Source organism: Saccharothrix stipae (assembly GCF_054781895.1).
In genome coordinates this window covers 1,013,266-1,026,802 of sequence record NZ_BAAGTN010000008.1, presented here as the reverse complement: position 1 = coordinate 1,026,802, position 13,537 = coordinate 1,013,266, and the positions used below count along the sequence as shown (strand labels likewise).

The window sequence follows — 13,537 nt, the reverse complement described above, 5'->3', positions numbered from 1 at the left end:
GCGTCAACCTACAGTTGACGGGTGGTAGCTCCCCCGGTCCAGCTCACGGACCTCATCGTCACCGTCGCGTCGGAACACCCCGACGTGCTGCGCAGGCTGACCGCCGCCGTGGAGCTGAGCGCCCAGCTCGACGAGCTGGGCGACCACCTCATCGGCCACTTCGTGGACGAGGCCCGCCGCGCGGGCGCGAGCTGGACCGACATCGGCGACAGCATCGGCGTCACCAAGCAGGCCGCGCAGAAGCGGTTCGTGCCCAAGGAGTCGCCCGACCTCAAGCCGAGCTTCGACCGCTACACCGACCGGGCCCGCCGGGTCATCGTGCTGGCCCGCCACCACGCCAGGTTCAGCGAGCACATCGGCACCGAGCACATCCTGCTCGGCCTGCTGGACGAGTCCGGCGGCCTGGCCGCCAAGACGATCGCCAAGCTGGAGGCGTCGGAGGGCACCACCCGCATAGCCGTGCTCAACGAGCTGGACGGCACGGTCCGGCAGCGGCCCGAGCAGCAGCCGTTCACCACGCACTGCAAGAAGGCGCTGGAACTGGCCGTGCGGGCGTCACTGCGCCAGGGTCACCACTTCGTCGGCACCGAGCACCTGCTGCTGGGCCTGCTCGCCGAGGGCGAGGGCACCGCGGCCAAGGCCCTCGCCCGCACGGGCGTGACCGAGGCGGCCGCGGAGGCCCACATCGTCAAGGAGATCGAGGACGCGATCAACCGCGCACAGCGGCCAGCGCCTCCGGGAGCGTGAACGCGCCCGCGTACAGCGCCTTGCCCACGATCGCGCCCTCGACGCCGTCGCGGGACAGGGCCGCCAGCGCGACCAGGTCGTCCACGCTGGACACCCCGCCGGAGGCGATCACCGGTGCGTCGGTGCGCGCGCACACCTCGCGCAGCAGGTCCACGTTCGGGCCCTGGAGCGTGCCGTCCTTGCCCACGTCGGTCACCACGTAGCGGGCGCAGCCGTCGCGGTCCAGCCGCTCCAGCACCTCCCACAGGTCGCCGCCGTCCTTGGTCCAGCCGCGCGCGGCCACCCGGTGGCCCTGTTCGGTGATCCGCACGTCCAGGCCGACCGCGACCTTCTCGCCGTGCTCGGCGACGACCTTCGCGCACCACACCGGGTCCTCCAGCGCGGCCGTGCCCAGGTTCACCCTGGCGCAGCCGGTCGCCAGCGCCGCGGCCAACGACGCGTCGTCGCGGATGCCGCCCGACAGCTCCACCTTGACGTCCAGCTCGCCCACCACGCGCGCCAGCAGCTCACGGTTGCCGCCGCGACCGAACGCGGCGTCGAGGTCGACCAGGTGCACCCACTCGGCGCCGTCGCGCTGCCACGCGAGCGCGGCGTCCAGCGGATCGCCGTAGTTGGTCTCGGTGCCGGCCTCGCCCTGCACGAGCCGAACGGCCCGGCCATCGGCCACGTCAACGGCCGGGAGCAGCGTGAAAGTCACGCGTTCAGCCTAGTTGACGCTCTTGAGCCAGTTCTCCAGCAGGTGCGCGCCCGCGTCGCCGGACTTCTCGGGGTGGAACTGGGTCGCCCACAGCGGCCCGTTCTCCACCGCCGCGACGAACTCGTCGCCGCCGTGCTCGGCCCACGTCACCAGCGGCGCGCGGAGCGTGTCGGACGCCTCCAGCTCCCACTTGCGCACGCCGTAGGAGTGCACGAAGTAGTAGCGCGTGTCCGGGTCGAGGCCGGCGAACAGCGCGGTGTCCCCGGGCGCGCGGACGGTGTTCCAGCCCATGTGCGGCACGACCGGCGCCTCCAGCCGCTCCACCGTGCCCGGCCACTCGCCGCAGCCCTCGGTGAGCACGCCGTGCTCGATGCCCCGCTCGAACAGGACCTGCATGCCGACGCAGATGCCGAGCACGGGACGTCCGCCGGCGAGCCGTTGGCCGATGAGCCGACCGCCCTTGATCGCGTCCAGGCCCGCCATGCACGCCGCGAACGCGCCGACACCGGGCACCACCAGGCCGTCCGCGTCGAGCGCGGCCCGGTGGTCGGCGGTCACCTCCACCTCGGCGCCGACGCGCTGGAGCGCGCGCTCGGCGGAGCGGATGTTGCCGAATCCGTAGTCCAGCACAACGACCTTGGGCACCCATCCAGGGTAGTCGCCACGCCGCGCACGGCGAGCGTGCGGTCCGCCACGACCGTCAGGCCAACCCGCCCTGCGTGACGGGGACGACGGGCAGCACCGTGTTGATCGGCAGGCCGGCGCGGTTGGGCAGGGCGGTGACCCAGGTGTCGGCGCGGCCCTCGTCGACCAGGGCGCGCACCTCCGCCACGTCCGCGGGCAGGTCGACGGGCGCCGGGCGGGCGTCCAGCCGCCACCAGCGCAGCAGGCCGACCAGCCGCCGTGCCGGGCCCGTGGAGCCCGCCCGCTCGCCGTCGGTCCACACCTCGGCGCCGGGAGACCAGCGCAGCAGCAGCGCCGCCGCACCGGTCTCCCGCACCCGCTCGGCCAGCCGGAGCGCCGCCGGGAACCCGATCTGCCTGCGTGGCAGCAGCACCGTCCCGGACGCCACCGGGACCAGGGCCGCGGGGCCCGCGGCGGCGCGGTGCAGGTTCAGCTGCAACTCCGCGGTCGGCGCGGGTGTCCAGATCAGGGTTCTCGGCACGCTCACAGGCAGAGATCATGCCGCAGCGACCGGGCGGCCGAACATCCGACGCACGGCCGCGGCGATGCCGAGCACGTCGAGGTCGTGCGCCGAATCGTGGTCCTCGGCGGTGCCGTAGGCCCGCAGTTCGGCGTCCCGGCGCACGCCGAGGGACCGCAGCCGGTGCGGCACGTCGGCCAGCGCCTCGGTCGCCAGGTGCGCCGACGTGCCCTCCAGGTACGGCTCCACGAGCAGCACGTCGGCCTGCCCGGACCGGTCCACCGCGGCTCGCAGCCCGGCCGCGTCGAACGGCCGCACGGTGGTGGCGTAGAGCACGGTCACGTCGGCGTCCCGGGTCGCCTCCAGCACGGTGTCCAGCATCGGCCCGACGGCCACCACCACGCCCCGCCGGCCGCGCCGCACCTCGGTGAACCCCTCGACCACCGGGTGCGGCGCGCCGTTGTGCCGCAGTGAGAGCCGGATGTAGACCTGGTCGTCGCGCGCCAGGGCGTCCCGCACGAGCGGTCCGACCTCGTCCGGGTGGCCGGGCACCCGGACCGTCCAGCCGGGCAGGGTGTCGAACAGCGCCACGTCGCCGGGCGCCTGGTGCGTGCGGCCCCACGCCGGGTCGTCGTAGGAGCCGCCGATGCTGACCAGCACCCCGCCCACGCCCTGGTGCCCGAAGTCCAGCTTGACCTGCTCGAACGGCCGCTCGACCAGGAACGGCGCGTAGGTGTGCACCACCGGCCGCAACCCGCTCAGCGCCAGCCCCGCGCCCACGCCGACCATTGCCTGCTCGCGGATGCCGACGTTGATCACCCGCTCGTGCGGCGCGAACGCGTCCCGCGAGATCTCCGCCAGCACGACCGCGACCCGCGGGTCGTGCCGCATCGCGTCCTCGACCGTGTCCACGAACACCTGTCGCATCGACGTCATCGCTCCCCCTCGCCGATCTCCGCCACCACGGCCAACGGCCGGCCCTGGTGGTCCTGCGTGAACGCCCGGTGCAGCGCCCCGTGGTCCCGGCCGTCCACTGTGGACGTCTGCCAACCCTCGACCTCGAACCGCTTGGCCACGCCGCCGGGCCAGCCGTGCGTGCCGGACGCGTTGTCCACCACCACCGCGACGAGGCGGTCTAGGCCGAGCCGCCCGGCCAGCGCGATCGCCTCGTGGTTGCTGCCCTCGTCCAGCTCCGCGTCGCCGACCAGCACGAACGTCCGCGCGGTGCGGCGTTGCAGGCACAGGCCGAGCGCGGTGCCGACGGCGATCGGCAGGCCGTGCCCCAGCGAGCCGCTGCTGATCTCCACGCCCTTGACCAGGACCCGGTCCGGGTGCTGGCCCAACGGCGAGTCCCACGCCGTCCAGGTGTCCAATGTGGATGGATCGAGGTAGCCCTTCGCGGCCAGCACGGCGTAGTACGCCATCGGGCCGTGCCCCTTGGACAGCAGGAACCGGTCGCGGTCCGGGTCGTCCACCCGGTCCGGCGACACGTCCAGCACCCGGTCGTAGAGCACCCACAGCACGTCCAGCGTGGACGCCGCCGCCCACTCGTGCTTCTCGTCCCCTGTCATGCGCCGGAACAACGCGGGGATGTCCGCGAAGCCGGACTTGTCCTTGACTGCCATGACACCACGAAACAACTTCGACTTAGGTCGAGGTCAAGCAATAGGATGCGCACGTGAGCAAGTTGCCGGAGATGTTGACCATCGGTCAGGTGGCCGAACGCAGCGGCGTGCCGCACACCGCGCTGCGGTTCTACGAGGAACGGGGGCTGATCACGTCCGAGCGCACCGCGGGCAACCAGCGCCGGTACCCGCGGCACGTGCTGCGGCGGCTGGCGTTCATCCGCACCGCGCAGCGGGTCGGGTTGTCGCTGGAGGACGTGCACGCGGCGCTGGCGACCCTGCCGGACAACCGCACGCCGACCAAGTCCGACTGGAGCAGGCTGTCGGCGAGCTGGCAGGTGGAGCTCGACGCCCGGATCGACGCGTTGCGGCGGCTGCGCGACCGGCTGACCTCGTGCATCGGCTGCGGGTGCCTGTCGCTGCGCAGCTGCTTCCTGCACAACTTCGAGGACGAGCAGGCCGCCGACGGGCCCGGCGCGCCCAAGCTCAAGCCCGCCCTCGAAGGCGGCACGTGATATTCGGGTTGCCCGCCGTGCTGCACTGGGGGTCGTGCAAGAGAAGAAGCAGATGGTCCGCTTGTCGAAGCGGATGTCCAAGGCACTGCGCCACGCGCCGCAGGAGGTCGGGTTGACGCTCGACGCGGCCGGGTGGGTGGACCTGGGCGATTTCGTGCGCGCCCTGGGCGTGACCCGGGCGCAGGTGCTGGAGGTCGTGGCGGACAACGACAAGCAGCGGTTCGCGATCGAGGACGGGCGCATCAGGGCCAGTCAGGGGCACACCGTGGCGGTGTCGTTGGACCTGCCGGTGGCCGAGCCGCCCGCCGAGCTGTACCACGGGACGGTGGGCCGGGTCCTGCCCGACATCTTCCGCGACGGGCTGCGGCCGATGGCGCGGCACGACGTGCACCTGTCCGCGACCGTGGAGACGGCGGTACGGGTCGGGTCACGCCGGGGCAAGCCGGTGGTGCTCGCGGTCGACGCCGCGGCCATGGCCGCCGACGGCCACGAGTTCCGGGTGAGCGCCAACGGCGTGTGGCTGGTGGCCGCCGTGCCGCCTAACTACCTGCGAGAACACGTCTCGTGAGCCAGTCGAGGCCCGCGACCACCTCGTCCGGGCCGAGGCCGCGCACCTGTCTTTGGTACTGGTAGACCTCGGGGGCCAACGGCGCCATCAGGGCGTCCACCACGGCCGCGGGCGCGCCGTCCACCAGCGAGGCGACGTGCCGCCGCCAGAAGCCGTAGGCGCCCGCCCGGAACCGCGCCCGGCCCGTCTCCGCGCCGAGCACCAGGTGCAGGTGCCGTTCCAGCAGGCCGACCATGGTCCGGTAGAACGCGGCCAGCCGCTCGTCCGGCGGCGCGCCCGGGCCCAGCGGCGGCGGCCCGGTCAGGATGCGGTCCTGGATCCCGGACTCGTGCTCGTCCAGCAGCGCCTGCGCGATCGACGTCGTGTCCGGGTAGCGCCGGTATAGCGTCGCCCGACCCACGCCCGCGGCACGGGCGATGTCCTCCATCGTCACGCCGACCGACCCACCGGCGGCGGCGAACACCTCTTCCGCGGCGGCGAGCACGCGGGCCCGGTTGCGGGCGGCGTCGGCCCTCTCCCGAGGGCGACCGACGGTGATGGCTGCCTCAGCCGGTGACGACATGTGACCAACCATACGCAGACAGCCAAATCCGCTGCCCGCGCCGCGCCCGAACGTTCAACTCGGGGGTCCTGGACGTAGGACACGCACGACCTGAACGTAGGACACGCGCGACCTGGAGGTACGACTCACGCGCGCCGAACGTAGGACTCTCGCGAGAGTCCTACGTTCGGGAGGTGAGAGTCGTACGTTCAGGGTGTGAGAGGTGAACGGTGGGGTCAGAGCAGCCAGGTGATGGCGGCGCCCACGGCGACGCCGGTGAGGACGAGCAGGATGATCGCCAGGCCCCGAGCGGTCTTCCAGGTGCTGTAGACGCCGCCGCCGAGGAAGCCGGCCAGCGCGATGAGGCCGATGACCACGTATTCCTTCGGCATCTACAGGACGCCCTTGGTCGACGGGACGCCGCCGACGCGCGGGTCGGGCTCCACGGCCGCGCGCAGCGCCCGGGCGATCGCCTTGAACTGCGCCTCGGCGATGTGGTGCGGGTCGCGCCCGTACTCCACCCGCACGTGCAGCGCGATCCCCGCGTGGAACGCCAGCGAGTCGAACACGTGCCGGTTCAGCACGAACGGGTAGTTCCCGCCGATGGTGAAGGTGTTGAACTGCTCCGGCTCGCCCACGTGCACGCAGTACGGCCGCCCCGACACGTCCACCGCCGCGTGCGCCAGCGTCTCGTCCATCGGGATCCACGCGTCGCCGAACCGGCGGATGCCCGCCTTGTCACCCAACGCCTCCCGCAACGCCTGGCCGAGCACGATCGCCACGTCCTCCACGGTGTGGTGCGCGTCGATCTCCACGTCACCGGTCGCCCGGACCACCAGGTCCAACGACCCGTGCACGCCCAGCGCGGTCAGCATGTGGTCGTAGAACGGCACGCCCGTCGCGATCTCGACCTTGCCGGTCCCGTCCAGGTCCACCTCGACGTACACCGACGACTCCCTGGTGGTGCGCTCCACCTTGCCGACCCGGCTCACCGGCCAACCTCCTTGCTCGCCGCGAGGAACGCGTCGTTCTCCTCCGGAGTACCGACCGTCACCCGCAGATGTCCGACGATGCCGACGTCCCTGATCAGCACACCGCGTTCCAGATACGACCGCCACGTGGCGTGCGCGTCCTCGAACCACCCGAACAGCACGAAGTTCGCGTCGCTCGGCACGACCGAGAAGCCCAGCCCCGCCAACGAGTCCACCACCCGGTCGCGCTCGGCCGCCAACCGGGCCACCGAACCCAGCGTCTCCGCCGCGTGCCGCAGCGACGCCCGCGCCGCCGCCTGGGTCAACGCCGACAGGTGGTACGGCAGCCGCACCAGCTGCAACGCGTCCACCACGGCGGGCGCGGCGGCGAGGTAGCCCAACCGGCCGCCGGCGAACGCGAACGCCTTGCTCATGGTCCGGCTGACGATCAGCTTCGCCGGGTAGTCGTCCAGCAGCGCGACCGCGCTCGGCCGGGACGAGAACTCCGCGTACGCCTCGTCCACCACGACCATGCCGGGCGCGGCCTCGATCAGCACCCGCAGGTCGTCGAGCGGCAGGCTCTGCCCGGTCGGGTTGTTCGGGCTGGTCACGAACACCACGTCCGGGGCGCGCTCGGCGACGATCCCGGCGGCGCGCTCCACGTCCAGCGAGAAGTCGGCACGGCGGGGCGTCGGCGCCCACTCCGTGCGGGTGCCCGCGGCGATGATCGGGTGCATCGAGTACGACGGCTCGAAGCCCAGCGCCGACCGGCCCGGCCCGCCGAACGCCTGCAGGATCTGCTGCAACACCTCGTTCGACCCGTTCGCCGCCCACAGGTTCGCCGAGGTCAGCGGCACGCCCGTGGACGAGGCCAGGTAGGCGGACAGGTCCTCGCGCAACGCCACCGCGTCCCGGTCCGGGTAACGGTGCAGCTCGCCCGCGATCGCCGCGACCTCCCGCACCACGTCCGCCACCAAGTCGGGCGTGGGCGGGTACGGGTTCTCGTTGGTGTTCAGCCGGACGGGCACGTCCAGCTGCGGCGCGCCGTACGGCGTGCGTCCGCGCAGGTCCTCGCGCAGGGGCAGGTCGGCCAACTCGACCCTCGAACCGATGCCGGGCCTCATCCGCCGAACCTCGCCGTCACGGCCTCGCCGTGCGCGGGCAGGTCCTCGGCGTTCGCCAGCGCCACGACGTGCGGCGCGACCTCGCGCAACGCGTCCTCGCTGTAGTCGATCACGTGGATGCCGCGCAGGAACGTCTGCACCGACAACCCAGACGAGTGCCGCGCGCAGCCGCCGGTGGGCAGCACGTGGTTGGAGCCCGCGCAGTAGTCGCCCAGCGACACCGGCGAGTGCGGCCCCACGAAGATCGCGCCCGCCGCGCGCACCCGTGCCGCGACCTCGCGGGCGTCGGCGGTCTGGATCTCCAGGTGCTCGGCGGCGTAGACGTCCACCACCCGCAGCCCCTCGTCCAGGCTGGACACCAGCACGGTGCCCGACTGCTTGCCCGTCAACGCCGTCCGCACGCGTTCGCGGTGCTTGGTCGCGCCGATCCGGCGGTCCAGCTCGGCGTCCACCGCGTCCGCCAGCTCCGGCGACGTGGTCACCAGAACGCTCGCGGCGAGCGGGTCGTGCTCGGCCTGGCTGATCAGGTCGGCGGCCACGTGCGCCGGGTCGGCCGTGTCGTCGGCCAGGATCGCGATCTCGGTCGGCCCGGCCTCGGAGTCGATGCCGATCAGCCCGCGCAGCAGCCGCTTGGCGGCGGTCAGGTAGATGTTGCCGGGACCGGTCACCACGTCCACCGGGTCCAGGGCACCGCCGTCGGTGTCCGTGCCGCCGTAGGCCAGCAGGGCGACCGCGAGCGCGCCGCCGACGGCCCACACCTCGGTCACGCCGAGCAGGGCGGCGGCGGCCAGGATCGTCGGGTGCGGCAGCCCGCCGAACTCCTCCTGCGGCGGCGAGCAGACCACCAGCGACTCGACGCCCGCGATCTGCGCCGGCACCACGTTCATCACCACGGTGGACGGGTAGACGGCCAGGCCGCCGGGCGCGTACAGGCCGACCCGGGACACCGGCACCCAGCGCTCGGTGACCGTGCCGCCGGGCACGACCTGGGTGGTCGTGTCGACCCGGCGCTGGTCGGCGTGCACCTTGCGGGCACGCGTGGCGGACTCCTCCAGCGCCGCCCGCACGGCCGGGTCCAGCTCGGACAGCGCGCGTTCCAGCTCGGCCGCGGGCACGCGGATGGAGGCGGGTCGGACCTTGTCGAACCTCTCGCCGTGCTCCAGCACGGCCTCGACACCCCGTTCGCGCACGTCGTCCACGAGCGGCCGGACCTGATGCAGCACCGCGTCCACGTCGACCTCGGCGCGCGGCAGCGCGGCACGCAGTTCGGCGGCGGACGGTACCCGACCTCGCAGGTCGATGCGGCTGAGCATGCCCCCAAGGGTAAGCGGTCGCCAATTCCGTCAACTGTCAGCCCGCACCCCGGCGGCGAACCCGACAAACGGGGGCTACCTCGATCCGTGATCGAAGGGCCACGCTGCGTGTGCACCCTCCTGGGGTGCGGCTCATCTCCGTCGCAAACCCTGCTGATGATGGAGGCTTGATGTTCACCAAGCGGCGCGGCCTTGTGGCCGCCGCGCTGGTCGCGAGCGTGGCCCTGGTGCTCCCCGCGCACCCGGGATCGGCTCAACCGGCGACCGCGCACACCCCGGAGCGGACCGTCTTCGAGGTCACCGCGACCACCCCGGAGGCCCGCACCAAGGTCGCCCGGACCGGCGTCGACGTCCTCGGCCAGAACGGCGACACGCTCACCGTGATCGCCGAACCGCGCCAGCAGTGGCTGCTGCGCGCCACCGGGCTGCCGGTGAAGGACGCCGGTGACGCCGACGCGCAGCTCGCGGGCCTGGGCGAGGTCGACTTCGCCGACCCGCAGCTCGGCACGCAGGACTTCCCGTCCGGCTACACCGGCTACCACAACTACGCGGAGATGGTCACCGAGCTGAACCAGACCGTCCGCGACCACCCGAACCTCGTCACGCTGCGCAGCATCGGCAAGTCGTACCAGAACCGCGACCTGTGGATGATCAAGATCAGCGACAACCCGTCGGTCGACGAGGCCGAGCCCGAGGTGCTGTTCACCTGCAACCAGCACGCGCGGGAGCACCTGACCGTGGAGATGTGCCTGCACATCATCAAGCGGTACACCGACAACTACGCGTCCAACTCGGCCATCAAGGGCGCGGTCGACAGCCGGGAGATCTGGATCATCCCAAGCGTCAACCCGGACGGCGCCGAGTACGACATCGCGACCGGCTCGTTCCGGGCGTGGCGCAAGAACCGGCAGCCGAACTCCACCGCCACCGGCACCGACCCCAACCGCAACTGGGGCTACCAGTGGGGCTGCTGCGGCGGTTCCAGCGGCAGCGGGTCGAGCGACACCTACCGCGGCCCGTCGGCGTTCTCCGCGCCGGAGACCGCCCGCATCCGCGACTTCGTCGGCACGCGCGTGGTCGGCGGTGTGCAGCAGATCAAGACGCACATCGACTGGCACACCTTCTCGGAGCTGATCCTGTGGCCGTACGGCTACACCTACAACGACACCGCCCCCGGCCTGGACGCCACCCAGGCCAACGTGTTCCAGACCATGGGCAGGCGGATGGCGGCGCTGAACGGCTACACGCCCCAGCAGGCCAGCGACCTCTACATCACCGACGGCAGCGTGGACGACTGGATGTGGGCCGCCCACGGCATCTGGAGCTACACGTTCGAGATGTACCCCAGGTCGGCCAGCGGTACCAGCGGCTTCTACCCGCGTGACACCGTGATCGCCGCGCAGACCTCGCGCAACGACACCGCGGTGCAGCTGTTCCTGGACTACTCCGACTGCGTCCCGCGCATCACCGGGCGCACCTGCTGACGGCCGCCACGGCCTGATCCACCTGCGCGGGCTCGACGAAGTAGTGGGGCGAGGCCCTGACCACCTCGTCGAGCCCGCGCCGGGTTGCGCCTACCCGAGGCCGGAGGTGAACTTGGCCAGCGCACTCGCCAACGTCGTATCCAGGACCTCGACCACATTCGTCCACTGGTCATCAGGCGAGTGCGTCCAGGTCCAGGTCACGGTCTCGGTCGGCGACGACTCGACGATCGGATCCGCCACCGACGAGCCGTCCTCGCTGCTGTCCGAACTCAACATCTCGGCGTAGACGGTGAGCGTGAGCACGCCGGTCTCACCGATACCGGTCTTCTGCAGGAAGACCAGGTAACGCAGCTTCTGCTCGAAAGCAACGAGGTGCAGTCGAGTCCACCACACGCCTTCCCTCAGGTTGGCGTAGAAGTCGACGCTCCGTGCGGCCCGAACGACTTGGCGCCGCCAGTAACGCGCCTCGGGGCTCGGCGGCGCGGCGCTCACGACGGTGGCCTTCGCATCGTCGTCGATGCCTTCGCGCAGGAGCGCGCCGATCTTGTCCTTCATGCCTTCGAGCCACTGGTTGATCCGCTGTTGGATCCCGTCGGCGAGCGCGCTCACGCGGGCCGAACGATCAGCCGTTCCACTCGCGGACCGAAGTTCGCGAAGCCGTCCGATGCCGGCTTCGAGCACGGTCAGCGCGCCTCCCCCCTCGGCGAGTGCGTGCTCGGCGGCCACCGGGCGCTCCAACTCGCTTCGCAGAGCACCGATTTCGAGCTCGGCGAAGAACCGCACCAACGGGCGCAGGTCGCCCTCATTGGCTCGGTCCAAGCACTGCAAATAACGCGTGCGCTCGCGTCGGTCGACGACCAGCGGCGCCAAGTCGTGCTTGAGCAGGATGAGCAACGTCAGGCATCGGGCGACCCGGCCATTGCCGTCCTCGAACGGATGAATCCGGACGAAGCGGTGGTGCAACCACGATGCCTGGATGATCGGATCACGATCGCCATAAGCACGGTACAGTTCGACCAACCGGTCCACCTGCGATGCCACTTGCTCGGGTGGTGTGTATTCCAGCAATGACCCGTCCGGGCGGGTCACGTGGTTGACTTGTTGCTTCCACTCACCGTGGTGCAAGGTCGCCTGGAACACCATGCCGGTGGGACCGGTGGCCGTGTACGTCGGCTGATGCCTGGTCAGTGCGACGTGCAGTTCCTTGATCAAGGACACCGAAAGGTCGCGGCCCTCACGGGCCGACTGGACCAAGAATTCCAAGGTCTCGTACTGCGACCGGACGACTTCGAGGACATCCTCGTTCACCGAGCCCTCACCTACGCGGGCCACCGCATCGGCAGTGATCCCCTCGGCGACCAACGCTTCGGTGACACCCCAGTCGATGTCGTACAGCCGCTCGATGATGCCCGTTTCGATGGCGTGACGCCGCAACGACCTGCGACGTGCCTCGTGGAATGCCTCGTCGTTGGCCGCCACAACGGACTTCCAAGCGCCCTGGATAGCACTGACCGTGTCGAGCAACGACTGGAGATCGCCATTGAGCGCGGGAAGAGGTTCGACATCGGTCCACGGCATATCGGCCATCGTCACGGGCGGATGGTATCGCCGATCACGCAGAACTATTCACCGGGCGCACCTGCTGACGGCCGCCACGGCCTGATCCACCTGCGCGGGCTCGACGAAGTAGTGGGGCGAGGCCCTGACCACCTCGTCGAGCCCGCGCCGGGTCATGTCCAGCAGCGTGGACGACGCGCCGCTGACGGTGACCGTGACGCCCTCGCGGGCCAGCCGGTCGCGCACGTCGGCCGCCGGCACCCCGTCGACGGTGAACGTGACGATGCCCGCCTTGCGCACGCCCGGGTCGCGCACCGTCACGCCGGGCAGCGCGCCCAGCCCGTCACGCAGCCGCCGGGCCCGTTCGCCGACCTCGCGCTCGATCACGTCCAGGCCCCTGGCCAGCGCGTACCGCGCCGCCGCGAGCAGCCCCAGCCGGTCGGCGACGCTGGTCTCCCAGATCTCGTAGACCCGCGCGTCGTCGCGCAGCCGGATCTCGTCCGGCGCGACCCACTCGGCGCTGTGCAGGTCGATCAGCCGGGGGTTCATCCGCGCGGCGGCTTCACGGCGCACGACCAGCACACCGGTGCCGCGCGGCCCGCGCAACCACTTGCGGCCGGTGCCCGCGATCAGGTCGACGCCCAGCTCGTCGGCGCGCACCGGCAGCTGCCCGATCGACTGGCACGCGTCCAGCAGCACCAGCGCGCCCACCTCGTGCGCCGCGTCGGCGACCTCGCGCGCCGGGTTCACCAGCCCGCTGTTGGTCGGCACGTGCACCAGCGAGACCAGCTTCACCCGCTCGTCCAGCATGTCCTTCAACGCGTCCACGTCGACCTGCCCGAACTCGTCGGACGGCACGGCCTGCGCCGACGCGCCGACCTCACGCGCCCGGCGCAGGATCGGGATCGCCGTGCCCGCGTACTCGGCCTCGCTGAACAGCACCCGGTCGCCCGCCGCCAGCGGCACCGCGTCGAACGCGGTCAGCCACGACCGGGTCGCGCTGTCGGTGAACGCGACCTCGTCCGGCGACGCGCCCAGCAGCTCGGCGAACACCCCGTACCCGGCCTCCAGGTCATCCGCCCGCTCCCGCGCGGCCAGGTACCCGCCGACCTCCGCCTCCCGCCGCAGGTGGCCGACCACCTCGTCCAGCACCTCGCGCGGTGGCAGGGAGGAACCGGCCGAGTCGAGGAAGATCCGGTCGTGCACGTTCGCCCCCCGGTGTCCGGGGCCGGTCCGGCGGTTCCGGGTCGG

The 13,537-nt window shown here is 71.8% G+C and carries 16 protein-coding genes; 4 read left to right on the top strand and 12 right to left on the bottom strand.

What is annotated here, in order from left to right; all coding sequences use genetic code 11:
• The first annotated feature begins 21 nt into the window (after positions 1-21).
• Complete coding sequence (locus ACYVLT_RS21700) at positions 22-747, top strand: Clp protease N-terminal domain-containing protein (RefSeq protein ID WP_461121993.1); 726 nt, start codon at positions 22-24, stop codon at positions 745-747.
• Here the strand turns inward: ACYVLT_RS21700 and priA are convergent.
• From priA to ACYVLT_RS21675, 5 genes are read right to left on the bottom strand one after another with little or no spacing between them, the layout of a single operon-like run.
• Positions 710-1,444 carry a bifunctional 1-(5-phosphoribosyl)-5-((5-phosphoribosylamino)methylideneamino)imidazole-4-carboxamide isomerase/phosphoribosylanthranilate isomerase PriA gene (gene priA / locus ACYVLT_RS21695; RefSeq protein ID WP_461121992.1) on the bottom strand — a complete coding sequence of 245 codons (735 nt, stop codon included), beginning with the start codon at positions 1,442-1,444 and terminating at the stop codon, positions 710-712. The two genes, ACYVLT_RS21700 and priA, sit on opposite strands and share 38 nt — an antisense overlap.
• Before the next feature lie 9 nt (positions 1,445-1,453).
• Complete coding sequence (gene hisH / locus ACYVLT_RS21690; RefSeq protein ID WP_461121991.1) at positions 1,454-2,089, bottom strand: imidazole glycerol phosphate synthase subunit HisH; 636 nt, start codon at positions 2,087-2,089, stop codon at positions 1,454-1,456.
• Between the two features lie 55 nt (positions 2,090-2,144).
• A complete protein-coding gene (locus ACYVLT_RS21685; protein ID WP_461121990.1) occupies positions 2,145-2,615 on the bottom strand; it encodes a hypothetical protein in 471 nt (156 codons plus the stop codon).
• Positions 2,616-2,624: 9 nt separating this feature from the next.
• Positions 2,625-3,524: a transketolase family protein gene (locus ACYVLT_RS21680; protein ID WP_461121989.1), complete on the bottom strand. Its 900-nt coding sequence runs from the start codon at positions 3,522-3,524 to the stop codon at positions 2,625-2,627.
• Complete coding sequence (locus tag ACYVLT_RS21675; protein ID WP_461121988.1) at positions 3,521-4,213, bottom strand: thiamine pyrophosphate-dependent enzyme; 693 nt, start codon at positions 4,211-4,213, stop codon at positions 3,521-3,523. The genes ACYVLT_RS21680 and ACYVLT_RS21675 overlap by 4 nt, the downstream gene beginning before the upstream one ends.
• A gap of 71 nt (positions 4,214-4,284) precedes the next feature.
• On the opposite strand from ACYVLT_RS21675, the gene soxR reads away from it, so the two are divergent.
• Together soxR and ACYVLT_RS21665 are read left to right on the top strand one after the other, a co-directional pair.
• Complete coding sequence (gene soxR, locus ACYVLT_RS21670) at positions 4,285-4,728, top strand: redox-sensitive transcriptional activator SoxR (RefSeq protein ID WP_461122265.1); 444 nt, start codon at positions 4,285-4,287, stop codon at positions 4,726-4,728.
• Positions 4,729-4,780: 52 nt separating this feature from the next.
• Positions 4,781-5,296, top strand: coding sequence for an RNA 2'-phosphotransferase (locus tag ACYVLT_RS21665; protein WP_461122264.1), 516 nt, complete (start codon positions 4,781-4,783; stop codon positions 5,294-5,296).
• Here the strand turns inward: ACYVLT_RS21665 and ACYVLT_RS21660 are convergent.
• The 5 genes from ACYVLT_RS21660 to hisD form a co-directional block, all read right to left on the bottom strand.
• Positions 5,268-5,858, bottom strand: coding sequence for a TetR/AcrR family transcriptional regulator (locus ACYVLT_RS21660; protein WP_461121987.1), 591 nt, complete (start codon positions 5,856-5,858; stop codon positions 5,268-5,270). The genes ACYVLT_RS21665 and ACYVLT_RS21660 overlap by 29 nt on opposite strands.
• A 215-nt stretch (positions 5,859-6,073) precedes the next feature.
• Positions 6,074-6,229, bottom strand: coding sequence for a hypothetical protein (locus ACYVLT_RS21655; protein ID WP_461121986.1), 156 nt, complete (start codon positions 6,227-6,229; stop codon positions 6,074-6,076).
• Complete coding sequence (hisB, locus tag ACYVLT_RS21650) at positions 6,230-6,829, bottom strand: imidazoleglycerol-phosphate dehydratase HisB (protein ID WP_073899729.1); 600 nt, start codon at positions 6,827-6,829, stop codon at positions 6,230-6,232.
• Positions 6,826-7,932: a histidinol-phosphate transaminase gene (locus ACYVLT_RS21645; protein WP_461121985.1), complete on the bottom strand. Its 1,107-nt coding sequence runs from the start codon at positions 7,930-7,932 to the stop codon at positions 6,826-6,828. Before ACYVLT_RS21645 ends, hisB begins: the two co-directional genes overlap by 4 nt.
• Entirely contained in the window at positions 7,929-9,245 is a 1,317-nt protein-coding gene (hisD, locus tag ACYVLT_RS21640) for a histidinol dehydrogenase (RefSeq protein ID WP_461121984.1), read from the bottom strand. The genes ACYVLT_RS21645 and hisD overlap by 4 nt, the downstream gene beginning before the upstream one ends.
• A gap of 170 nt (positions 9,246-9,415) precedes the next feature.
• Here hisD and ACYVLT_RS21635 point away from each other — a divergent pair, with 170 nt between their 5' ends.
• Complete coding sequence (locus ACYVLT_RS21635) at positions 9,416-10,729, top strand: M14 family metallopeptidase (RefSeq protein ID WP_461121983.1); 1,314 nt, start codon at positions 9,416-9,418, stop codon at positions 10,727-10,729.
• A 90-nt stretch (positions 10,730-10,819) separates the two neighbouring features.
• Here ACYVLT_RS21635 and ACYVLT_RS21630 read toward each other — a convergent pair whose 3' ends face one another.
• Together ACYVLT_RS21630 and ACYVLT_RS21625 are read right to left on the bottom strand one after the other, a co-directional pair.
• Entirely contained in the window at positions 10,820-12,316 is a 1,497-nt protein-coding gene (locus ACYVLT_RS21630) for a Fic family protein (RefSeq protein ID WP_461122263.1), read from the bottom strand.
• 39 nt (positions 12,317-12,355) lie between these two features.
• Positions 12,356-13,492, bottom strand: coding sequence for an aminotransferase class V-fold PLP-dependent enzyme (locus tag ACYVLT_RS21625; RefSeq protein WP_461121982.1), 1,137 nt, complete (start codon positions 13,490-13,492; stop codon positions 12,356-12,358).
• Positions 13,493-13,537: the final 45 nt, after the last annotated feature.

Excerpts from the sequence above, each read along its gene's own strand:
- ACYVLT_RS21660 (WP_461121987.1), bottom strand. The coding sequence starts at position 5,858 with ATGTCGTCACCGGCTGAGGCAGCCATCACCGTCGGTCGCCCTCGGGAG.
- ACYVLT_RS21645 (WP_461121985.1), bottom strand. The coding sequence starts at position 7,932 with ATGAGGCCCGGCATCGGTTCGAGGGTCGAGTTGGCCGACCTGCCCCTG.
- ACYVLT_RS21635 (WP_461121983.1), top strand. The coding sequence starts at position 9,416 with ATGTTCACCAAGCGGCGCGGCCTTGTGGCCGCCGCGCTGGTCGCGAGC.
- ACYVLT_RS21675 (WP_461121988.1), bottom strand. The coding sequence starts at position 4,213 with ATGGCAGTCAAGGACAAGTCCGGCTTCGCGGACATCCCCGCGTTGTTC.
- soxR (WP_461122265.1), top strand. The coding sequence starts at position 4,285 with ATGTTGACCATCGGTCAGGTGGCCGAACGCAGCGGCGTGCCGCACACC.
- ACYVLT_RS21680 (WP_461121989.1), bottom strand. The coding sequence starts at position 3,524 with ATGACGTCGATGCGACAGGTGTTCGTGGACACGGTCGAGGACGCGATG.
- hisD (WP_461121984.1), bottom strand. The coding sequence starts at position 9,245 with ATGCTCAGCCGCATCGACCTGCGAGGTCGGGTACCGTCCGCCGCCGAA.
- ACYVLT_RS21665 (WP_461122264.1), top strand. The coding sequence starts at position 4,781 with ATGGTCCGCTTGTCGAAGCGGATGTCCAAGGCACTGCGCCACGCGCCG.
- ACYVLT_RS21655 (WP_461121986.1), bottom strand. The coding sequence starts at position 6,229 with ATGCCGAAGGAATACGTGGTCATCGGCCTCATCGCGCTGGCCGGCTTC.
- ACYVLT_RS21630 (WP_461122263.1), bottom strand. The coding sequence starts at position 12,316 with ATGGCCGATATGCCGTGGACCGATGTCGAACCTCTTCCCGCGCTCAAT.